Origin of the sequence: Proteus vulgaris (assembly GCF_016239305.1) — a bacterium.
GTDB classification, from domain to species: Bacteria; Pseudomonadota; Gammaproteobacteria; order Enterobacterales; family Enterobacteriaceae; genus Proteus; species Proteus vulgaris_C.
On sequence record NZ_JAEHOQ010000014.1, the window covers coordinates 48,590 to 70,848 of the forward strand.

The 22,259-nt window shown below is 39.0% G+C and carries 18 protein-coding genes; 2 read left to right on the forward strand and 16 right to left on the reverse strand.

Annotation, left to right across the window (positions count from 1 at the left end; all coding sequences use genetic code 11):
- Positions 1–47: 47 nt before the first annotated feature.
- From iscA to trmJ, 5 genes are all read right to left on the reverse strand, one after another.
- Positions 48–371 (reverse strand): iron-sulfur cluster assembly protein IscA, encoded by a 324-nt coding sequence (iscA, locus tag JEP40_RS11525; RefSeq protein ID WP_036935396.1) that lies wholly within the window; start codon positions 369–371, stop codon positions 48–50.
- Between the two features lie 89 nt (positions 372–460).
- Positions 461–847, reverse strand: coding sequence for a Fe-S cluster assembly scaffold IscU (gene iscU, locus JEP40_RS11530; protein ID WP_036935393.1), 387 nt, complete (start codon positions 845–847; stop codon positions 461–463).
- Between the two features lie 24 nt (positions 848–871).
- Entirely contained in the window at positions 872–2,086 is a 1,215-nt protein-coding gene (locus JEP40_RS11535) for an IscS subfamily cysteine desulfurase (protein ID WP_072068700.1), read from the reverse strand.
- Between the two features lie 68 nt (positions 2,087–2,154).
- Positions 2,155–2,649 (reverse strand): Fe-S cluster assembly transcriptional regulator IscR, encoded by a 495-nt coding sequence (gene iscR / locus JEP40_RS11540; RefSeq protein ID WP_006533450.1) that lies wholly within the window; start codon positions 2,647–2,649, stop codon positions 2,155–2,157.
- 131 nt (positions 2,650–2,780) lie between these two features.
- Positions 2,781–3,509 carry a tRNA (cytosine(32)/uridine(32)-2'-O)-methyltransferase TrmJ gene (gene trmJ / locus JEP40_RS11545; RefSeq protein WP_072068756.1) on the reverse strand — a complete coding sequence of 243 codons (729 nt, stop codon included), beginning with the start codon at positions 3,507–3,509 and terminating at the stop codon, positions 2,781–2,783.
- A 124-nt stretch (positions 3,510–3,633) separates the two neighbouring features.
- On the opposite strand from trmJ, the gene suhB reads away from it, so the two are divergent.
- Complete coding sequence (gene suhB, locus JEP40_RS11550; RefSeq protein ID WP_023581619.1) at positions 3,634–4,437, forward strand: inositol-1-monophosphatase; 804 nt, start codon at positions 3,634–3,636, stop codon at positions 4,435–4,437.
- Between the two features lie 89 nt (positions 4,438–4,526).
- On the opposite strand, the gene JEP40_RS11555 is transcribed toward suhB, so the two are convergent.
- From JEP40_RS11555 to glyA, 4 genes are all read right to left on the reverse strand, one after another.
- A complete protein-coding gene (locus JEP40_RS11555) occupies positions 4,527–5,189 on the reverse strand; it encodes a CerR family C-terminal domain-containing protein (protein WP_198623664.1) in 663 nt (220 codons plus the stop codon).
- A gap of 26 nt (positions 5,190–5,215) precedes the next feature.
- Complete coding sequence (locus tag JEP40_RS11560; protein WP_198623665.1) at positions 5,216–6,484, reverse strand: M24 family metallopeptidase; 1,269 nt, start codon at positions 6,482–6,484, stop codon at positions 5,216–5,218.
- A gap of 169 nt (positions 6,485–6,653) precedes the next feature.
- Positions 6,654–7,808 (reverse strand): 3-phenylpropionate MFS transporter, encoded by a 1,155-nt coding sequence (locus JEP40_RS11565; RefSeq protein WP_198623666.1) that lies wholly within the window; start codon positions 7,806–7,808, stop codon positions 6,654–6,656.
- A 92-nt stretch (positions 7,809–7,900) separates the two neighbouring features.
- Positions 7,901–9,154, reverse strand: a complete 1,254-nt coding sequence (glyA, locus tag JEP40_RS11570; RefSeq protein WP_198623667.1) for a serine hydroxymethyltransferase — start codon at positions 9,152–9,154, stop codon at positions 7,901–7,903.
- A gap of 366 nt (positions 9,155–9,520) precedes the next feature.
- Between glyA and hmpA the strand changes: the two genes are divergently transcribed.
- Entirely contained in the window at positions 9,521–10,717 is a 1,197-nt protein-coding gene (gene hmpA / locus JEP40_RS11575) for an NO-inducible flavohemoprotein (protein ID WP_198623668.1), read from the forward strand.
- Positions 10,718–10,829: 112 nt separating this feature from the next.
- Here the strand turns inward: hmpA and JEP40_RS11580 are convergent, their stop codons facing one another.
- The 7 genes from JEP40_RS11580 to purL all read right to left on the reverse strand — a co-directional run bounded on the left by JEP40_RS11580 (position 10,830) and on the right by purL (position 22,168).
- Positions 10,830–11,459 (reverse strand): hypothetical protein, encoded by a 630-nt coding sequence (locus JEP40_RS11580; protein ID WP_232799261.1) that lies wholly within the window; start codon positions 11,457–11,459, stop codon positions 10,830–10,832.
- A gap of 277 nt (positions 11,460–11,736) precedes the next feature.
- Positions 11,737–12,075: a nitrogen regulatory protein P-II gene (glnB, locus tag JEP40_RS11585; RefSeq protein ID WP_109392985.1), complete on the reverse strand. Its 339-nt coding sequence runs from the start codon at positions 12,073–12,075 to the stop codon at positions 11,737–11,739.
- Between the two features lie 15 nt (positions 12,076–12,090).
- A complete protein-coding gene (locus JEP40_RS11590; RefSeq protein ID WP_198623670.1) occupies positions 12,091–13,707 on the reverse strand; it encodes an NAD+ synthase in 1,617 nt (538 codons plus the stop codon).
- A gap of 73 nt (positions 13,708–13,780) precedes the next feature.
- Positions 13,781–15,118 (reverse strand): two-component system response regulator GlrR, encoded by a 1,338-nt coding sequence (glrR, locus tag JEP40_RS11595; RefSeq protein WP_087803278.1) that lies wholly within the window; start codon positions 15,116–15,118, stop codon positions 13,781–13,783.
- An 11-nt stretch (positions 15,119–15,129) separates the two neighbouring features.
- Positions 15,130–16,140 (reverse strand): two-component system QseEF-associated lipoprotein QseG, encoded by a 1,011-nt coding sequence (gene qseG, locus JEP40_RS11600; protein ID WP_232799262.1) that lies wholly within the window; start codon positions 16,138–16,140, stop codon positions 15,130–15,132.
- A complete protein-coding gene (locus tag JEP40_RS11605) occupies positions 16,140–17,588 on the reverse strand; it encodes a sensor histidine kinase (RefSeq protein ID WP_198623671.1) in 1,449 nt (482 codons plus the stop codon). The genes qseG and JEP40_RS11605 overlap by 1 nt, the downstream gene beginning before the upstream one ends.
- Positions 17,589–18,277: 689 nt before the next feature.
- On the reverse strand, positions 18,278–22,168 hold the full coding sequence (gene purL / locus JEP40_RS11610; protein WP_198623672.1) for a phosphoribosylformylglycinamidine synthase: 3,891 nt from the start codon (positions 22,166–22,168) through the stop codon (positions 18,278–18,280).
- Between the last annotated feature and the right edge of the window lie 91 nt (positions 22,169–22,259).

Here is a 22,259-nt window from a genome sequence, read left to right on the forward strand (position 1 = left end):
CATCTACTCTTGGATTAATTAACGTTAATACCGTGTTTTAACACAAATTACACGGTGAAGCTTTCACCACAACCACACTCATTGGATACATTGGGGTTGTTAAATTTAAAGCCTTCGTTTAATCCTTCTTTGACGAAATCAAGCTCAGTTCCATCTAAATAGACCATGCTTTTACCATCAATGATAACTTTCACACCTTTGTCTTCAAAAACAGTATCTTCGTCATTGATGACATCAGCAAATTCAAGAACATAAGCCATTCCAGAACAACCGGATGTTCTTACGCCTAAACGCAAACCTTCACCTTTACCACGATTAGACAGGAAAGAGCGAACACGATTAGCGGCGGATTCTGTAAGGGAAATTGACATGGCACACCTCACTCATAAAGAACGAAAGCGGATACTGAAAAAAAGTTTCAGCATCCGCCAATATTTTATTTTTTTATTATAAAAGACAATTACTTGCCTTGGCGTTTGCTTTTATAGTCTGCAATCGCTGCTTTTATTGCATCTTCTGCAAGAATCGAACAGTGAATTTTCACTGGTGGCAATTCTAATTCTTCTGCAATTGCGGTGTTCTTGATGGACTCGGCTTCATCTAATGTTTTGCCTTTCATCCATTCTGTAACCAGTGAACTTGATGCAATCGCTGAACCACAACCATAAGTTTTAAAACGCGCATCTTCAATTACGCCGTTATCATCAACTTTGATTTGCAGTTTCATGACGTCGCCACAAGCGGGGGCGCCTACCATACCACTTCCTACAGAAGGGTCGTTGTTATCAAATGAGCCCACGTTACGAGGGTTTTCATAATGATCAATTACTTTATCGCTATAAGCCATGATTTAACTCCTGAAAACGTCTGATTAATGGTGAGACCATTCGATACTGTTGATATCAACACCTTGCTTATGCATATCCCAAAGAGGCGAAAGATCACGTAGGCGACCAATAGCACTGTGGATTTGTTTAATTGCATAATCTATTTCTTCTTCTGTTGTGAAACGCCCCAGAGAAAAGCGAATAGAACTGTGTGCGAGTTCATCTGTTAACCCTAAAGCACGCAGTACATAAGAAGGTTCTAAACTTGCTGAAGTACAGGCTGAACCTGAAGAAACAGCAAGATCTTTCAGTGCCATCATTAATGATTCGCCTTCAACATAGTTGAAACTTACATTAAGAATATTTGGCGCAGTGTGTTCTAAAGAACCGTTGATATAAACTTCTTCAATATCTTTAATGCCATTCCATAAACGTAAACGTAATTCGTTTAATCGTTTAGTTTCATCAGCCATTTCTTCTTTCAAAATACGGTAAGCTTCGCCCATACCTACAATTTGGTGAACGGCTAATGTACCTGAACGCATACCCCGCTCATGTCCACCACCATGCATTTGTGCTTCTAAACGAATACGTGGTTTACGGCGAACATAAAGCGCACCGATCCCCATAGGGCCGTATACTTTATGCGCAGAAAGAGAAAGTAAATCAACTTTTAACTTAGAGAGATCAATAGGTAACTTACCAACGCTTTGCGTTGCATCTACGTGGTAAATAATCCCTTTGCTACGGCATAATTCACCGATAGCAGCAATATCTTGAACAACACCAATTTCGTTATTTACATGCATGATAGAAACTAAAATAGTATCTTCACGCATTGCTTCTTCAAGCTCTTTGAGGTCAATCAGACCATCACTTTTTGGTGCTAAATAAGTGACTTCAAAACCTTCACGCTCAAGTTGGCGACAAGTATCTAAAATCGCTTTATGCTCAGTTTTTGAAGTGATGATGTGCTTACCTTTTTTCTGGTAAAAGTTAGCAACACCTTTTAGTGCGAGGTTATCAGCTTCAGTTGCACCTGATGTGAATACAATTTCACGAGGATCAGCACCAATTAAATCAGCAATCTGATTACGTGCAATATCAATAGCTTCTTCTGCTTGCCAGCCAAAACGGTGTGAACGAGAGGCTGGGTTACCAAAAATGCCATCAATAGTTAGGCATTGCATCATTTTTTCAGCAACTCGTGGATCAACAGGAGTGGTTGCTGAATAATCTAGATAAATGGGTAATTTCATTGCTCACTAACTCCAAAGACGACGGATCTTCTTTAATAATTTTGTTTTTGCCTACCTAGAGATCGCCGTTAAACTCGCATATTAACAATGGTTTCTTGTAAACGACCATTGATAGCATGGCGTTTTTCATTGTCTTGACGATCGGCGACATCCATAACCTCTTCGTTATTCACTAACTCTTCAAGGCTGATACTGCTTAGGAAACTGGTTATACGATCACTTAAATCACGCCACAAAGTATGAGTCAGGCAACGATCGCCACCTTGACAACCTTCTTTGTTACCCTGACAACGGGTAGCATCGACAGATTCATCAACCGCAGAAATAACTTGAGCAACAAAAATTTGCCCAGCGTCACGGCCTAATAAATAGCCGCCACCAGGGCCACGAACACTTGCAACTAATTCATTTTTGCGTAAACGCGAAAAAAGTTGCTCAAGATAAGAAAGGGAAATCCCTTGACGCTCTGAAATATCGGCGAGGGGAACAGGACCTTGCTGTGAATGCAATGCAACATCAAGCATTGCAGTAACTGCGTAACGCCCTTTTGATGTCAGTCTCATAACAAATACTCCGTGGTGAACAATAATCAAATTGTGTCATTCCCGAGTAATTTAGTCAACTATTTATCCGAGTGTTTTAGTCAAGTATTATACTCAGCCCAAAGTTGACTTAAGTTAATCAACTTTGCCCTCTATTTTTTAGCCCATTTCTCAACTGACGTTAGAATACCACGTAAGATATGAAGCTCTTGTGTTTCTGGGCGTGCGCGTGTAAATAGACGGCGTAAACGGCTCATCACTTGCCCTGGATGTTTAGGACGAATAAAGCCTGATTCATTAAGCACCTGCTCTAAGTGAACATAAAAACGTTCAATATCATCTGCTGGTGGATAATCAATCTCTGATGGGGTATTTTCCTCTTGTTTTTCTTCTTGGGCAAGTGCTGCCATACGAATTTCATAACAAACAAGCTGAACTGCCATCGCTAAATTTAAAGAACCATATTCTGGGTTAGTCGGAACATACAAATGAAAATCACATTTTTGTAATTCTTCATTGGTTAAACCTGTGCGTTCACGACCAAAGATTACCGCAACTGGCTTATTTTTAGCTTCCATAACACAACGCTCACCACATTCACGGGGGGCAAGCATGGGCCAAGAAAGTGTGCGACTACGGGCGCTCGTCCCAATCACTAAACCACAACCTTCAATCGCTTCATCGATGCTATTAACAATGTGTGCATTGCCAATAACATCACTTGCACCTGCAGATAGGGCAATAGAATGTGAATCTGGTTTTTCTTTCGGATTAACAAAATAAAGGTTGGTTAATCCCATGGTTTTCATAGCACGAGCAGTAGAGCCCATATTGCCTGTATGTGAGGTCTCTACAAGGATGATGCGAATATTTTCTAACATTGATTTCTTGTTAATTGCTTTGTGATCCATCTATTTTATCACAAATGTAGCCAGAAACACGAATGCCTGTTATACTCTCGCACGTTTTTTATCCCCGTTCTTTAACATCTTGTGGAAGATAACCATGCATCCGATGCTGAATATTGCCATACGTGCCGCACGTAAGGCTGGTAATTTAATCGCCAAAAATTACGAAAATCCTGAATCTGTAGAAACTAATCAGAAAGGTACCAATGATTTTGTCACTAATGTTGACCGTGACGCAGAACAAGCAATCATTGAAATCATCCGTAAGTCTTATCCAAAACACACCATTATTACGGAAGAAAGTGGCGAGTTACTCGGTGAAGATCACGACATACAATGGGTTATTGATCCACTTGATGGCACGACTAACTTCATTAAACGTCTTCCACACTTCTCTGTTTCTATCGCTGTGCGCATTAAAGGCCGTACTGAAGTGGCTGTTGTTTATGATCCTATGCGTAACGAATTATTCTCAGCTGTTCGTGGTCAAGGCGCTCAATTAAATGGTTATCGTCTGCGTGGCTCTAATGCCCGTGATTTAGATGGTGCTGTTCTTGCAACTGGTTTCCCATTCAAAAGCAAACAACATTCAGCTGCTTATATGAACATGTTAGGTAAACTATTTGTTCCTTGTGCTGATTTTCGTCGTACTGGTTCAGCAGCATTAGATTTAGCTTATGTCGCTGCTGGCCGTGTTGATGGTTTCTTTGAAATTGGCTTAAAACCTTGGGATTTCTTAGGCGGTGAGTTAATTGCTCGTGAAGCAGGAGCTATCGTTTCTGACTTTACAGGTAACCATGGTTATCTCCAAACAGGTAATATTGTTGCGGGTAACCCTCGTGTCGTTAGAGCATTATTAGCTGAAATTCGTAGCGAACTAACAGATGCATTAAAACGTTAATTTGTCAGTACAAATAACGACAAAAATATAAAGAAAAAGGCCATCATTGTAAAATGTAATGGCCTTTTTTCTTACCTCTCTGTTTCGCATTATATTAATAGTGAATTTACTGATAACCTGCTGATTTCTAATGCTATTTTGTCTAGTAATTGTGATGTCATTTCTTGCTTATCAATACGTAATAAAAATGCTTTTCGGGCTATCACAAATCCTAGTATTTGCCCAATTACCGCATGAGCACGAATAGTAGTGGTTAATTTATTGCAATCTTTATCTATTAATTCAATAAGATGAGAAAGTCTTATATGAAAAGGCTCTATGAGATTATGATAAATTAATTCATAATTTTCAGTCGGTTCTAACTGTTCCCGTAAAATTAATTGACTATAATAATGGCGTTCTGGTGCTAATAACGCACGCGTTAGTCCCGTCATTAATAAAGGAATTAACTCAGCAAATAATTCACGATTAGGTTTATCTTCTTTTAATATACGCTGAAGCTTATTATCAAAATGGTCAAAATGAATTTCTGAAGCTAATTCAGTCGCAATAAATTGAATAACAGCGGTATAAACACCGAGCTTTCCACCAAAATGATAAGGAATTGCTGACTGATTAACACCAGCATCCTGCGCAAGTTGTCGCGTTCTCAACCCACTAATTCCATGTAGTGCAAAAAGCTTAATCCCTTCTTGAACTAACTTTTCTTGAGTCTGTTCTGTACTTATCGCGGTTTTACTGGTGTTTTTCATTATTTGTTAACTATTTTATATTTGGCTTATAAATCAGCACGCATTAATTGTGTTGAGTTTGAATTTAACTCAATCCCTTTACTTTTACCAACAACAACCGTACCACCTAAGTTACATAAGTGATGACCAAAGCCACAGTTAGGTTCAAACGCAAACGTCATGCCTTCTTGTAATACAAGCTCTCGTCCCGGATTTGGCAATCGTTCAATTTGTTTATAACGACTCGCTAATGGTAATGATTCGATACCTGGAGCTGTACCAAACCCAATAGGTCCGTATGGATTGATGCTATGGATAAGTGGATGAACATGCCATCCCCCTGATTTTAATAATGGTTTTTCCATTAAATCAACTACTTCACCAAAAGTAACTCCTGCCTTTAAATGTTCAACTCCTATTTCATAACATTCACGAGCAACCAAAGCGGCTTTTTCTAAGTTTTCGTGAATTTTACCTACTGCAACAGCAGCCTGATGTTGTGTTTCATACATTCCATATAAAGCAAAAATTTCTGATAACACAATATCACCGGTTTGAATTTCACGAGGTGCTTGTGAACGATATTGCCAAGCTGGAGGTCCCCAACCAATATATTCAGAACCTGATCCCATTAGAATTTCAGCCGTGAATCCACCTCTAGATAAGCAAGTTGCAGTAATAGCAGCTGCAAGATCAGCTTCTGTCGCTCCAGGTCTGGTTGTGACTCTCATTGCTTCACTCATTGCTTCCCCAATAGCGGCAGCATATCTTACGTGAGTCAGTTCTTCTTCACTTTTAACTGATGCTCGTTTAAAGAAATCACGATAGACACAGCTAAATTTTGCATAAGGAAATGCATCTTTAATACCGTTTAGAGTATTAAATGGCATTGCACCATCAAAATAGAATGGAGGATAAGGCTCTAAACCAATAACACCGATATGCGCATTTTGTTGTACTCCCATTTCTTTCAGAAATTGAGCAATACTGCGCCCTGTTTTTCCCACAACGAGATTATCTTCATCAATCCACTGCAAATCACCACGTAATTTTGCCTGCATATGATCAGCGATCATCATTGGTGCAAAAGTAATTATTAATGGCTTTTTATCTTCATGAAAAATAACAACTGATCCTAGTCGATCATTTGTAAAATAGTGGTCAATACAAAATGGTGCAGGTGCAGCAGATTCTCTATCACCATAAATAATCAATGTATCTAACTGATTATCTTTCATAATATCTCTAGCTAATTGCCAGCGTCTGTCTCTTTCTTGTAAAGAAAAACTGGCTGGGATCACCGATTTATTGTTCATAATAATACCCTTTTTCACATTCATTCATTTGAATGAATTAAATCTAAACCTAATAATTAGAATGGTCAATTATTCTTTTGATCAAAAAATGCGCTTTTTAAATAAGAAAAGAAAAAAATCTGCAATATCAAGAGATATTACAGATCTTAATTTTTATGAAATAAAGAAATTAGGTATTTTGAGGCTGTACTTTAGGCCTAATAAACATCGCAGGGATCGTTAATGCTGCCATTAACCAGAATATAAACGATTCTTGATTTGGGAGTTTTTCATATAGCCAACCCGATATAATCGTCATAATAGCAATACTACCCCCCATTGCTAAGGCGGAATACACAGCTTGCAGACGAATAATTTCGTGTTCTTGTCGGGCGCTAATAAAACGCATTGCAGCCAAATGACACACTGTAAACGTACCACTATGTAAGATTTGAACAACAATAAGCGCGGGTAATGCGGTAAAACTCCCCATTAATCCCCAACGTAAAAGTCCTGCAAAAGCAGAAAGTAATAGTAGATCCCTTGCCCCCCACCGACGGAATAAACGGTGGCTAAGCATAAAAACGATGACTTCAGATATCACACCTAATGACCAAAGGTAGCCAATTGTTGCAGTGTCGTACCCTGCTTTTTCCCAATAAAGTGCGCTAAAACCATAATAAGCAGCATGCGCACCTTGTAGTAGAGAGACACATAACAAAAAGCGCCAAACAGGCCCATCAGAAATGAGTTTCATAAAAGACACATTACTGTGTTCTGTTTTTTTCACCTTACCTTGAGGCATGATTTTAGGACGAAGCATCGATGTAAGGAATAATGCAAGGGTACTGGCAATCAACCCATAAAGAATGATGGGATGCCCAAAAACATCAATTAAAATCCCCAACAATGATGAACTAATGATAAAAGCAATAGAGCCCCAAACGCGGATTTTTCCATAATCAAAAGGAAACTGTTTTTGCCAAGTTCCAGCTAAGGAATCCCCTAAAGGCACCATAGGTGAAAAGAATACGTTAAATCCAGTCATTACAAAGAATAACCATGCCCAATGGCTACCCATCATAAATGCAACAGTAAAGAGTAATGAGAGAAAGGCGAATAGTCGTAATGCTGTGATAAGTTTTGATGGATCTTTTACTGCGGGTGTTAAAATGAGGCTACCGACAAAACGTGCAGTTAAACCTACACCTAATAACAGACCTATCATTGCAGGATCGACACCCTCTCCTTTTAGCCATATTGACCAAAAAGGTAAAAAGATACCGTATGAGAAGAAGTACGTAAAATAATCTAAGGCAAGCCACAGTGTTGATGGAATAACCATCCAATCCCCCATTTTTAAAATGCAAAAAAACCCGCCAAGAACAAGTTCTCGAAGCGGGCTTGTACAACGGGTTTTATTATATCGTTACAAACTTATGCGTAAACTGGAAATTTAGCGCAGATATCCAAGACATCTCGTTTCACATTCTCAATGTTCGCTTCATCATTGATATCATCAAGGACATCACACATCCAACCGGCTAATTTACGAGCTTCCGCTTCTTTAAAACCACGGCGTGTAATTGCTGGAGAACCGATACGAACACCTGAAGTGACAAATGGACTACGTGGATCATTTGGCACACTGTTTTTGTTAACAGTGATATTTGCACGACCGAGCGCTGCATCTGCATCTTTACCCGTAATATCTTTATCAACTAAGTCTAATAAAAACAGGTGGTTTTCAGTTCCGCCAGACACTACTTTATAACCGCGTTCTAAGAAAACGTCTACCATTGCTTTCGCGTTTTTAGCAACTTGTTGCTGATAAACTTTAAATTCTGGTTCCATTGCTTCTTTTAATGCAACCGCTTTACCCGCGATAACGTGCATTAAAGGGCCACCTTGAGAGCCAGGGAATACTGCTGAGTTCAGTTTTTTGTAGAACTCTTCATCTCCACCTTTAGCAAGGATAAGACCACCACGTGGGCCAGCTAATGTTTTATGAGTTGTTGTTGTAACTACGTGAGCATGAGGAACGGGGTTAGGATAAACACCCGCAGCAATCATCCCCGCAACGTGTGCCATATCAACAAACAGGTAAGCACCAATGCTATCAGCAATTTCACGCATTTTCGCCCAATCAACCAAACCAGAATAAGCAGAGAAGCCACCAATAATCATTTTTGGTTGATGTTTTTTAGCTTGAATTGCGATATCTTCGTAATCAATTTTACCTGATTCATCAATGCCATAAGGTACGATATTATATAGCTTACCAGAGAAGTTAACTGGTGAACCATGAGTTAAGTGACCGCCTTGTGCTAGGTTCATACCTAAAACTGTATCACCCGGTTTTAACAATGCCATATAAACAGCAGCATTCGCTTGTGAACCTGAGTGAGGTTGTACGTTAGCATAGTCAGCACCAAATAATGCTTTTGCACGATCGATTGCCAGTTGCTCTACAACATCCACATACTCACAACCGCCGTAGTAGCGTTTTCCCGGATAGCCTTCAGCATATTTATTTGTCAGCTGAGATCCCTGCGCCTGCATAACACGAGGACTGGTATAGTTTTCAGAAGCAATAAGTTCGATGTGCTCTTCTTGACGAGTCACTTCACCTTCCATTGCATTCCATAATTCTGGATCGTAATCAGCAATATTCATTTCACGTTTTAACATTCAGATCTCCTGACTCAGCTAACTTCACTAAAGACAAACTCCCATACGGGAGAAAGAATGGCATACAGTGTAAACTCTTTTTCTTCATTGAGATAGCCCCTAATGAAAAAATACGCAATCGTTTGCCATTCAATTATAACAGTACCTTATTACTTTTTAACAACCTCATTTTATCCTGTGCTTATTCCTCTTTTTGAGGCACATCTCGCCTTATTATGCAAACGTCCCGCATCATTCTCTAAGATTTGAGATTTTTTGTTAAAAAATAAAAACAATTATTTACAAAATAATCAAAAAGAGATAAGTTGCATATAAAATGCAATTTATAAAAATTCACAATAAACTGAAAATTTTTCAGGAGCAATTATGTTAGATGCACAAACTATCGCGACGATTAAATCAACAATTCCTCTTATTGCTAAAACAGGCCCTGCATTAACCGCACATTTTTATGATCGAATGTTCTCTCGTCATCCTGAGCTAAAAGATATCTTCACCATGAGCCACCAAAGTAATGGTGCTCAACGTGAAGCCTTATTTAATGCTATATGCGCTTATGCAACCAATATTGAAAATTTATCTACAATCTTACCGGCCGTTGAAAAAATCGCACAAAAACACACCAGTTTAAATATTCTTCCTGAACACTATCCCATCGTAGGTGAAAATTTATTGGCTACAATTGATGAAATGTTTAACCCAGGGCAAGAAGTGTTAGACGCTTGGGGAGCTGCTTATCAAGTATTAGCGGATGTCTTTATTAGTCGTGAAGAACAAATTTATCAACAAAAAGAACAAACAAGTGGTGGTTGGAGGGGATTGCGAGCTTTTAAAGTCACACATAAAGTAAAACAAAGTGATGTCATCACCAGCTTTGAATTAGCACCTGAAAACGGCCTTGATATTACGCCTTATCAAGCAGGGCAATATTTAAGCATTTATATCCGTGATGAACGTCTTGAAAACCAAGAAATACGTCAATATTCATTAACTCAATCGTCAAATAATAAAACCTATCGCATCGCGGTAAAACGCGAAGAGAAAGGTATTTTATCGAATTTTCTTCATGACCATATTCAAGAAGGGGATGTTTTACAAGTCGCCGCACCAGGGGGGGATTTCTATTTAGAGGTATCACCAACAACACCTGTTACATTAATTTCAGCGGGTGTGGGTTTAACCCCCATGCTATCAATGTTACACACACTTTCGGCTCATCAAGCCAATGTCAATTGGTTACATGCTGCTGAACATGGTGGTGTTCATGCCTTTAAAGGTGAAATTCATCAAGTCGGTAGCCAAATTCCACATTATCAACAAGCAGTTTGGTATCGCACACCACGGCCTGAAGATGTACAAAATAAAGAATATCAATTTGAAGGTCTAATGACATTAAAACAAGTTGAAGATTGGATAAGCATTCCTGATATGCATTTCTATTTTTGTGGGCCATTACCTTTTATGCAATCTGTTGCAAAACAACTTATTGAATTAGGTATTAATCGTGAAAAACTGCATTATGAATGTTTTGGTCCTCATGCTGTTATTATGCAAGATTTATAATCAATAAATAATCAAGCCATTAAGACTAAGCTTTAAAATAGAATAAATAAAAAGCGCTGATAGAGTTATATTTATCAGCGCTTTTGTTATTTATATCATGCTATTTTTATGGTCAGTATTTATTTTCAATCGCAGTGGGAATAACATGATCTTTAGCAGAAAAACCGTACCAAATAACACTAATTAGACAAAGTGTATAACCAAATAATTCACTGCCCTCTTCCACCATGTTTTTAACAGCGCGGTTATAATCCTCACCTAATAGTTTATTCCATAGTATTCCCATACCAAATAGACGAGAGAACAACAAAATACATAATAAGCCAGCAACTAACATTCCATGGCTTGGATGAGTAATAAAGTGAATTAAGCCTTTTAATGTTCTCTTACCTTCTCTAATCGCAATGGCAATACAGACAAACGTCACTGTCAACGCGAACCAAACCCAAGATCCGTGTGCAATCTGATCAAATACACCATCTAACTCACGAATTAAAATACACAGGAAAAAGCCCATAATTAGAGTGAACGCTCCCCGTTGTTCACTTTCTTGACACGCTTTAACAAAAAAGAATAAGCAAATCATTGCGACAATAATTTCTTGACCCAATTCAGTTACTGACGTTTCTGAAATGCCATTATCAAGAACCAAAATATCAAGAAAAATAAATCCCGTAGTGATAGCAATTAACACTGCCGCACATAAAAATAAAGCAAGACGCTTTAATAAATAATTAAACATTATTCTTCCCACACCTTAATGATTTTTTAATATAGATGATAATAACTTACTTAAAAGTTATTGAATAACATTTTGTGCCTTAATATTTATAAAAAATAGTAAAATAAATTGTTAACAATCATCAATAGACTTGAATAAGATATAAATAGCATTTTAGGTAAAACATAAAAAAAATAATTATGCGCAAGAAAAAGAAAAAGCCCGATATTTTGATTAAAAATATCGGGCTTTAATAAAAATAAATAATGTAACGATTTGGATTAAGCTTAATCAATAATTAAATAGCTTCTTCGTCTTGCTCGCCAGTACGAATACGAATAACACGATTCACATCAAAAACAAAAATCTTACCGTCACCAATTTTACCTGTTTGTGCTGTTGTCATAATTGTATCAACGCAAGTTTCAACAATTTCGTCAGCAACAACAATTTCAATTTTTACTTTAGGTAAAAAATCGACCATGTATTCTGCACCGCGATAAAGCTCAGTATGCCCTTTTTGGCGACCAAAACCTTTCACTTCAGTTACGGTCATTCCCGTGATACCGACTTCACCAAGCGCTTCTCTTACATCATCTAACTTAAACGGCTTAATTATCGCTTCAATTTTTTTCATCGTATTATCCTGCTATTACCAGTTGTGGCGACCAAAACCGCTTGTTATTGGGTATCTGCGATCTTTACCAAAATTACGACTTGTAATACGTGGCCCTACAGGGGCTTGACGCCGCTTGTATTCATTAATATCGACTAATTTTATCACTTTACGGACTGTTGCTTCATCAAATCCAGTGGCAACTAAATCAGAAATAGATTTATCCTGTTCAACATAACCTTCAAGAATAGCATCCAAAATGTCATAAGGTGGTAAATTATCTTGGTCAGTTTGTCCCGGCGCCAGCTCTGCTGATGGTGGTCTATCAATCACACGTTGAGGAATAGCCGGTGAAAGTGTATTACGATACTTAGAAAGTTCAAAAACCAATGTTTTAGGGACATCTTTTAACACATCAAAGCCCCCCGCCATATCACCATACAATGTCGAGTATCCCACAGCGGATTCACTTTTATTGCTTGTGGTGAGCACTAAGCGACGGCGTTTATTCGACATCGCCATCAAGATCACTGCGCGACAACGAGCCTGTAGATTTTCTTCTGTAGTATCAGCAGCAGTATCTTTAAACATTGGTGCTAGCTGTGCCATAAAGGCATCAAACATTGGTTCAATAGACACCGTATCGAACTCAACACCTAATAGATCTGCTTGTTCTTTGGCATCATGAATACTCATTTCGGAAGTATAACGAAATGGCATCATGACTGCTTGAACACTCTCTTTTCCTAATGCATCAGCAGCAATAGCAACCGTTAATCCAGAATCAATCCCACCAGATAACCCGAGAATTGCCCCTTTAAAACCATTTTTAGTGACATAATCACGCGTTGCAAGCACTAATGCTTGATAAACTTGTGCTAAAGGTGAAAGTTCTGGCGCTGGATCCACCATCGGGATAATGGTTAATTCATCAAGCTCTACAATTGCTGTTTGCTCATCAAATGCAACTAAACGATGAGTGATCGTGCCTCTTTCATCAAATACTTTAGAACAACCATCAAAGACCAACTCATCTTGACCACCAATTTGATTAAGATAGATCACGGGAAGGTGCGTTCTTTGGCAATGTTCTTTAATTAACTGTGTACGAACATGGGGTTTTTCACGGTTATATGGTGAGGCGTTTATAGATAAAACAAGATCTGCACCTGCTTGTTTTAATGCATCAATAGGCTCATTAATCCAGATATCCTCACAAATTAACAAACCTAAGTGGTAACCTTTAAATGGCACAACACAACGCTCATTTCCTTGTTGGAAATAGCGTTTTTCGTCAAACACACCGTAATTAGGTAATTGCTGTTTAAAATAACGTGCTTGTAACTCACCTTTATAGAAAAATGAGAGTGCGTTATAAATTTTGCCGTTTTGCCACCAAGGATGTCCCACAACAATCGCTGTTTTTTTACTTGCTTGTTCTAAACGTGTAAGTTGTGTTTCACAACGTTGCTGGAAATCAGGACGAAATAGCAGATCTTCAGGAGAGTAACCGCACAAAGCAAGCTCAGAAAACATGACCAGATCAGCCTCTTCTTGCGCTTTAACGGTAGATAACATGCGTTCACAGTTACCTTCTATATCGCCAACAACCCAATTGAGTTGGGCCATTGCGAGTTTTAATTTACGACTCATAAAAATTAGTCTCTCCGCTATCTTTCGCATTAAAGGAAAGCTAGTTTAAAAATATATTCGTTATCTGAAAAGGTTATTCTTTAAAATCATTCGCATCTAGCTCATGACGAGATAACAATTTGTAAAACTCAGTTCGATTGCGTCCTGCCATACGTGCGGCTTGAGTCACATTGCCTTTCGTCATTTGCAGTAACTTTCTCAAATAAGTCATTTCAAAATGCCCTCTTGCCTCAGCAAAAGTGGGTAAAGCGGTATTTTCACCTTGCAAAGCTTGTGTCACTAAAGCTTCACTAATAACTGGAGCTGTCGTTAAAGCGACACATTGTTCAATCACGTTAACTAATTGACGCACATTTCCGGGCCAACTTGCTGTCATTAAGCATTTCATAGCATCAGTGGAAAAACTTCGGACAAAAGGCTTATGACGTTTAGCTGATTCACGTAATAGATGATTTGCAAGAACAGGAATATCTTCAGCTCTCTCACTTAATGTCGGAATTCGTAAATTCACCACATTTAAACGATAAAACAAATCTTCACGAAATTCATTACGTTCCATCGCTTTAGGTAAATCACGATGTGTGGCAGAAAGGATACGGACATCAATATCAATATCACGGTTGCTTCCTAATGGGCGAACTTTTCGCTCTTGTAAAACACGTAATAATTTAACTTGTAATGCCATTGGCATATCGCCAATTTCATCTAAAAACAGTGTACCGCCTTCTGCCGCCTGAAATAGGCCTTCACGACTACTTACTGCTCCTGTAAAAGCGCCTTTTGCATGACCAAATAGTTCAGATTCTAAAAGTTGCTCTGGTAAGGCACCACAGTTAATGGCAATAAAAGGTTTTTTGGCTCTAGGGCTTGCACGATGAATAGCTTGAGCAAGAACTTCTTTACCTGTCCCACTTTGGCCGTTAATAAGCACACTGACATCAGATTGTGCAACTAACTTTGCTTGCTCTAATAAACGTAGCATTTGTGGGCTACGTGTCACGATATCTTTTGACCACTCTTCATCTGAAACCGTGGTCACTAATTCCAGCGCTTCATCAATTGCCTTGTAAAGTGCGTCTCGATCAACGGGCTTAGTTAAAAAGCTAAATACACCTTGTTGTGTTGCTGCGACTGCATCTGGAATAGAGCCATGAGCAGTTAGAATAATCACTGGCATTCCGGGTTGCTGACGCTGTATTTCAGCAAACAATGCCATACCATCCATTTCATCCATGCGTAGATCGCTAATAACAAGGTCTATTTTTTCTTTTAAGAGAAGTTTTAGTGCTTCTTGCCCACTTTCAGCGGTGAAGATATGAAAACCTTCACTTGTTAACCGCATACCAAGTAACTTTAATAACCCAGGATCGTCATCGACAAGTAAAAGATTTGCTGATTTATGGCCAGCCATGCACATTCTCCTTATTTAGATCCTGCTTCAGTTGGTTTAGCATCCTGTTTTTCTATTTCAGTTTTAACAGGCTCAGGTTTAACCACTTCAGGTTTAGTAGATTCTGGTTTTGAAGGTTCTGGTTTAACCGTTGTTGCAGGAGGTGTTTTTTCCTCACCCTTTGGCTTTTCTGTTATCGATTGTGTAGAAACAGGCTTCTCTGTCGGTTTTTCAACAACTGTTTTTTCTGTTTCAGGAGAAGTGGTTGCCATACTCTCTGTTAAATCCTCATTTTGAGATAACGAATCAACAGAACCACTTTGTTTTCTATTCGATAACTGCCTTTCAATTTGGGTAAGGCTTTCAAGCTTTTTCAGTGTGACATTAAGTTCATGCTGTAATGCGTTATTCTCTTTTCTTAGAGTATCTATTTTATTATCTGTTTCTGTAGTTAAACGACGATAACGATTTTTTTCTTCAGCTAAAGAGAGAATGAGTGTTTGATTTTCAATCCATGTCGATAATAAAACACGCATAGAGCTTGGAAATTGTAGTTTGTAGCTTTCTAGTAACACTAATTGTGTTCGACGATCAGCTATCGTCATACCAGCACGTTCTAATAAAATGCTTTTATAAAACGCATCATCCCAACCTGTAACGACAACACTATTTGCTTGGCGTTGTGCTTCTGTAGTCATAATGCGGTTCGTACATTCAATTGTGCGTAACCAATAAAGTGCATTGTTAATGCCTTCATCATAAAAAGCACTTAATGTTTTACATTCTGCCCAACGGTAATCAATTGTTCTTTGTTTAACAACGGGTATATCGGGCTCGGGTTCTAACGACGCAGTGAGCGACTTTGGTGTACAGCCTGAAAGAACCAGTGGAAGCATAATAAACAAGACACACTGTTTCCAATTTAATGCGATTTTTCTAGTTGATGCAGGAGCCATAGATAACGGTTCAGTACCAAGCATCTGTTTATTTATTTTTTTATACCCATGAGGAGGAGATGCTTGTATTTGTGACCTGATTTGCATTATTTATTCTCAGAAAGTAGCGGTAATTCAATACGAAAACAGACATCGGCATAGTCAGAAGGAACAACACTTAAGTCACCTTCCATTCTTTTGATACAGTCATGAGCAATGCTTAAACCTAAACCGCTTCCTTTTACAGCACCTTTGCGGAGTAAAGAACCTTGAAAAAAGGGCTCAAAAATCATTTTTTGTTCAGATTCAGGGATAGGCGTTCCTTTATTGGCTATATCAATCACTATCTTCTGTTCAACTTGATAACTAGAGATCCAGATATTACCTGATTCAGCACCATAGTGCACCGCATTCGAGTAGAGATTGTCGATAACTCGTGATAATAATGTCGCCTCTGCTCGACATTTTGTCAGATTAAGTGAAATTATCGTTTTAATCTCCTTTGCTCTAGCAGGTAAGCTGTGTGCTAATACCACATCATTCACTAAATGAGTTAAATCGACTTCTTCAATTTGCTGAGGAACCTCAGAAAGTTTACGATTATAATCAAGTAGTTGTTCAATCAACAACTGTAACTGCTTACTACTATTATCAAGAATCGAAACCACTTCTTTTTGATCTAGCGTCAAAGGGCCAGCAACTTCATCAGCTAATAATTCTGTTCCTTCCCGCATACTAGCAAGTGGCGTTTTTAATTCATGAGAAATATGGCGTAAAAACTCATGACGTTGTGATTCAAGCCATGCTAATCGTTCACTTAACCAAATAATACGTTGAGCTAATGATCGAAGTTCCCGAGGCCCTTGAAAAGAGTCCAAATTATTACTAAGTGTTCGCCCTTCTCCCAATCGATTGATCATCTTTTCAATCCCCTTAACAGGACCGATGATCATTCGTGTAAATAGTGCGATGAGGATCAAACTGAATACGAACACAATAAGACTTTGCCAGCCGAAATAACGTCCTTTCTCAGCAATTGCCATTTGTAACTGTTCGCCACGGCTAAAAATAATTTCTTTTGTTAGCATCACAATACGGTTATTGGCATAAGAAAACTGCTCTAGTGCTTGTTGCATATCTTTCGTAGGTTCACTGCTTTCGCACTGAATAGACTTTAGCTTTTCAAGTGAAGAATTAAGCACGTCGGCTTCTTTAGATGAAGAAAGTGGAATTATGGTTTGTTGTAATGTTGAGAAGAGTTTGGTGTATTGCTGATAGCGTTGTTGGTACATATCGTCATCAGTCTTATCACGTAATACACAATAACGACGATAGTTTCCTTCCATCTCAATAGCTAAATTTCGCATGACTTCACTTCGTTCAGTGTCTGCCAATGCATTTTTATTAGTAATTGCTGCTTGATTACTTAATTGATCGAGACTTTGATAAGCTTGATAAGCAAGGACAAGTAAAGGCAATAGCACCATCCAAAATGCCATTATCACAAGCTGTCTTAAAGAACGAGGAAAAATACGCCACTTTTTCAATGAAATCATCTCAACACCTATTAGAGTAATGCGATGCTACATGACTTGATAACAAGAAAAAAGTCCGACATTAGAAAATCAGGTAAGGATAACAAACACAAGCGAGAAAATATGACAGGCTCTAGAAGTGGGAGAGCGGAATATCTTACTGAGATATTCCGCTCGTCAATATTTCATCTCTTTTCTCTCTAAAAGAGAATGAAGGTGGTGCCTCACTCCACGTGTCGCCCTGTGTTTGATAAGGTCCGAAGACGAGTATCATGATGTTGGACGGTAGGCACCTTACTCTGGCGTCATTCCTGGCTTATGTGGTATGTTCCCACCCATATTGTGGACCGACATAAAAAGTTGAATGAGCAACTGATTTATATAATGCACAAGGCGTGCCAACTTTAAAAATAATTTATTAAATAACTGAAATAGAACAAAAAATAAAAAAATTCCTATGATATTTTATTTATGTCTCTCTTTTATCTAGTCACAAAGTAACCAAGCTGTCTCCATATCCAGACAGAGTTACCTTAAATTTTATAACTACTTATATTTCAATAATTTAAATGTCGCCAAAAAGAGACAACTTAATTACCAAGTGTCGCCGTTTTTACACAACAAAAAATAATACCTTTATTATCAATACAATAAAGCCTCTCGCAAAGTAGAGGCTTTATGTATTTACTACTAAGATAATTTGCCACTAATTAATCAAACTGCTTCCTAGCATTGCGGAATAATCGCATCCAAGGGCTATCTTCCCCCCAATTATCTGGATGCCAAGAGTTACTGACCGTTCTAAATACACGCTCAGGGTGAGGCATCATAATAGTTGAGCGTCCATCCCTTGTTGTGACAGCAGTGATCCCTTTTACTGAACCATTAGGATTTAACGGGTATTGTTCTGTTGGCTGACCATAATTATCAACAAAACGTAATCCTACTAAATTTTGTGCCTCTAATTGTGCCAATTGTTCAGCATGACGGAACTCTGCAAAGCCTTCCCCATGAGACACAGCGATAGGCATTTGCGAACCCACCATGCCTTGCAACAATAACGATGGGCTTTCTGTTACTTTGACCAAACTAAAGCGAGCTTCAAAACGCTCAGAACGGTTGCGAACAAAACGAGGCCATAAATCCGCTCCCGGAATAAGTTCAGATAATGTTGACATCATTTGACAACCATTACAGACACCAAGTGATAAGGTATCTTGGCGCTCAAAGAATTGAGCAAATTCATCACGTAAACGAGAATTAAATAGAATAGATTTAGCCCAACCCTCGCCTGCACCTAATACGTCACCGTAAGAGAATCCTCCGCACGCCACCAGCACATCAAAATCACTTAATGAACGCCGTGACGAATGTAGGTCACTCATATGAACGTCAATAGCATCAAAACCAGCTCGGTCAAAAGCAGCCGCCATTTCAACATGAGAGTTAACACCTTGCTCTCTTAGTACGGCAATACGAGGACGACTTCCTGTTGCAATATAGGGAGCCGCAATATCTTCGCTTGGATCAAAGGTCAAATGTACGTTTAACCCCGGATCATTGATATCTTGTTTTGCCTGATGTTCTTCATCAGCACACTCAGGGTTATCGCGTAAACGTTGCATTTGCCATGTTGTTTCAGCCCACCAAAGACGTAGCGTACTACGTTTTTCATTATAAACTTCGGTTTCACGGCTTTGAATTATAATGGCATCATCTTGTGTTGCTTGACCTAAATAGTGCAAGCAATCTGCTAAACCGTATTGTGCAAATAATGATTCAACTGTATCTTGATGTTCAGTACTAATTTGGATCACACCACCTAGCTCTTCATTAAAGAGCCCCGCTAAGATATCTTCATCATAAGCACTAATATCAACGTTTAACCCACAGTGCCCCGCAAACGCCATTTCTGCAAGCGTGACAAATAAACCACCATCAGAGCGATCATGATAAGCCAACAATTTGCCTTCATTAACCAATTGTTGCATCACATTAAAGAATTGTTTTAGTTGTTCTACATTACGGAGATCTGCAGCTTTTTGACCTAGCTGGCGATAAACTTGTGCTAAGGCTGTCGCACCCAATGCATTATGTCCATTACCCAGATCAATCAGATATAAACAGTTGCCTGATTGTGTCGATAATTCAGGCGTTACCGTTTTACGTACATCTTCAACACGAGAGAATGCCGTAATGACTAAAGAAAGTGGAGAGGTAACTTCTTTGTTTTTTCCATCTTTATCCTGCCAGCGCGTTTTCATTGACATCGAATCTTTACCAACAGGAATGGTGATGCCTAACTCTGGGCATAACTCCTCACCAATAGCTTTCACCGCGTCATATAAACCAGCATCTTCACCAGGATGCCCCGCAGCTGACATCCAGTTAGCCGAAAGCTTAATACGATTAAGTGATTGCACATCACTGCCAGCCATATTCGTTAAGGCTTCACCCACTGCCATTCGTGCAGATGCAGCAAAATCTAATAGCGCGATTGGCGCTCGCTCACCAATCGACATTGCCTCACCATAATAGCTATCTAATGTGGCTGTCGTAACAGCACAGTTAGCAACCGGGATTTGCCAAGGACCAACCATTTGATCACGAGCAACCATGCCTGTTACAGTGCGATCACCAATAGTAATTAAGAAAGTTTTTTCAGCAACGGTAGGTAAATGAAGCACTCGATAAACTGCATCTTTTAAATCAATATCTTTACGATCTAGATACTCACCTTCTGTTTTTTGTGATTTCACATCACGTAACATTTTAGGCGCTTTACCTAATAATATGTCCAATGGCATATCAATAGGTTTATTATCAAAGTGTGTATCGTTTAATACTAATTCACGCGCTTGCGTAGCTTCACCAATTACGGCGTAAGGTGCTCTTTCACGCTGACATAACGCATCAAACAGAGGCATTTTTTCTGGTGATACTGCCAACACATAACGTTCTTGAGATTCATTACACCAGATTTCAAGTGGGCTCATTCCGGGCTCATCATTTAAAACATCACGCAGTTCAAAACGACCACCACGACCACCATCATTGACTAATTCAGGCATCGCATTAGAAAGACCACCAGCCCCTACATCATGAATAAATAAGATAGGATTATCGTCGCCTAACTGCCAACAACGATCGATAACTTCTTGGCAACGTCGCTCCATTTCTGGATTATCGCGTTGAACAGAAGCAAAATCTAAGTCCGCATCAGATTGCCCTGAGGTCATAGAAGAAGCTGCTCCGCCACCTAGACCAATATTCATCGATGGGCCACCTAATACGATCAACTTAGCGCCAACAGTGATCTCCCCTTTTTGAACATGATCTTCACGAATATTACCAATACCACCAGCTAGCATAATTGGTTTATGGTAACCGCGAATTTCAACACCATTGTGGCTATTGACTTGTTCTTCATAAGTTCTGAAGTAGCCTAATAATGCAGGACGTCCAAATTCATTATTAAATGCAGCACCACCTAATGGTCCTTCTGTCATAATATCTAATGCATTCACAATACGTTCTGGTTTACCAAAATCTTCTTCCCAAGGTTGTTCAAATCCTGGAATACGCAGGTTAGATACCGAGAATCCGACTAAACCCGCTTTAGGTTTTGCACCACGCCCCGTTGCACCTTCATCCCGAATTTCACCACCAGAGCCTGTCGCAGCCCCTGGCCAAGGTGAAATTGCTGTTGGATGGTTATGTGTTTCCACCTTCATTAAGATATGTACGGGTTCTTGATGATAATGATAACGCCCTTTTTCAGCATCGGGATAAAAACGCCCCGCAACCGATCCTTCCATAACAGCCGCATTATCTTTGTATGCCGACATGACATAATCAGGAGTTTGCTCAAACGTATTTTTAATCATTTTAAATAATGATTTATCTTGCGCTTTGCCATCAATAATCCAATCTGCATTAAATATTTTGTGGCGACAATGTTCAGAGTTGGCTTGCGCAAACATATAAAGCTCAACATCAGTTGGATTACGTGCTAAGCGATTAAAAGCATCAACTAAATAATCGACTTCATCATCAGCAAGTGCTAATCCCATTTCAATGTTTGCTTTAACAAGCGCATCTTTGCCTTTAGCAAGCACATCTATCGTTTTTAATGGTGTAGGCGTTTGCTCCGCAAACAGTGCATTCACATCTTGATAATTTAAGAAAATGGTTTCCATCATTCGATCATGAATTAAACCATAAAGCTGTTGCCATTGCGTTTCTGTCATCGTATCGCCTTCAATAAAGTAAGCGATACCACGTTCAATTCTGACCACTTTGGATAAACCACAGTTATGTGCAATATCGGTTGCTTTAGAAGACCAAGGTGAAATCGTTCCAGGACGAGGTGTCACTATTCGCATTTCCCCAACAGGCTCATGCTCTGTTAATGAAGGCCCATAATGCAATAATTGGCTTAATTTAATGTGGTCATCTTCAGATAACTGCCCTTCCACTTTTGCGAAATGAACAAATTCCGCATATATACCTTGTACAGGAAGGTTATTTTCCTGACATTGAGTGAGTAATTTATTAATACGAAACGCGGATAAAGCGGGGGAGCCACGCAGGATTTCCATAGTATTGAGTTCTCTCTTTTAGCAGCTAGCCTGATCAATCATTCAGGGGAAACGCGCCTAGTATAATAGAATAACCCCTCAGACGAAACCG

What these genes read in the sequence shown, in the direction of transcription:
- trmJ (WP_072068756.1), bottom strand. Translation starts at nt 3,509, where the DNA reads ATGTTAGAAAATATTCGCATCATCCTTGTAGAGACCTCACATACAGGC.
- JEP40_RS11605 (WP_198623671.1), bottom strand. Translation starts at nt 17,588, where the DNA reads ATGATTTCATTGAAAAAGTGGCGTATTTTTCCTCGTTCTTTAAGACAG.
- JEP40_RS11565 (WP_198623666.1), bottom strand. Translation starts at nt 7,808, where the DNA reads ATGGTTATTCCATCAACACTGTGGCTTGCCTTAGATTATTTTACGTAC.
- JEP40_RS11580 (WP_232799261.1), bottom strand. Translation starts at nt 11,459, where the DNA reads ATGTTTAATTATTTATTAAAGCGTCTTGCTTTATTTTTATGTGCGGCA.
- glrR (WP_087803278.1), bottom strand. Translation starts at nt 15,118, where the DNA reads ATGGCTGGCCATAAATCAGCAAATCTTTTACTTGTCGATGACGATCCT.
- qseG (WP_232799262.1), bottom strand. Translation starts at nt 16,140, where the DNA reads ATGCAAATCAGGTCACAAATACAAGCATCTCCTCCTCATGGGTATAAA.
- glnB (WP_109392985.1), bottom strand. Translation starts at nt 12,075, where the DNA reads ATGAAAAAAATTGAAGCGATAATTAAGCCGTTTAAGTTAGATGATGTA.
- suhB (WP_023581619.1), top strand. Translation starts at nt 3,634, where the DNA reads ATGCATCCGATGCTGAATATTGCCATACGTGCCGCACGTAAGGCTGGT.
- hmpA (WP_198623668.1), top strand. Translation starts at nt 9,521, where the DNA reads ATGTTAGATGCACAAACTATCGCGACGATTAAATCAACAATTCCTCTT.
- glyA (WP_198623667.1), bottom strand. Translation starts at nt 9,154, where the DNA reads ATGTTAAAACGTGAAATGAATATTGCTGATTACGATCCAGAATTATGG.
- JEP40_RS11555 (WP_198623664.1), bottom strand. Translation starts at nt 5,189, where the DNA reads ATGAAAAACACCAGTAAAACCGCGATAAGTACAGAACAGACTCAAGAA.
- iscR (WP_006533450.1), bottom strand. Translation starts at nt 2,649, where the DNA reads ATGAGACTGACATCAAAAGGGCGTTACGCAGTTACTGCAATGCTTGAT.
- JEP40_RS11560 (WP_198623665.1), bottom strand. Translation starts at nt 6,484, where the DNA reads ATGAACAATAAATCGGTGATCCCAGCCAGTTTTTCTTTACAAGAAAGA.
- iscU (WP_036935393.1), bottom strand. Translation starts at nt 847, where the DNA reads ATGGCTTATAGCGATAAAGTAATTGATCATTATGAAAACCCTCGTAAC.
- iscA (WP_036935396.1), bottom strand. Translation starts at nt 371, where the DNA reads ATGTCAATTTCCCTTACAGAATCCGCCGCTAATCGTGTTCGCTCTTTC.
- JEP40_RS11535 (WP_072068700.1), bottom strand. Translation starts at nt 2,086, where the DNA reads ATGAAATTACCCATTTATCTAGATTATTCAGCAACCACTCCTGTTGAT.
- JEP40_RS11590 (WP_198623670.1), bottom strand. Translation starts at nt 13,707, where the DNA reads ATGAGTCGTAAATTAAAACTCGCAATGGCCCAACTCAATTGGGTTGTT.
- purL (WP_198623672.1), bottom strand. Translation starts at nt 22,168, where the DNA reads ATGGAAATCCTGCGTGGCTCCCCCGCTTTATCCGCGTTTCGTATTAAT.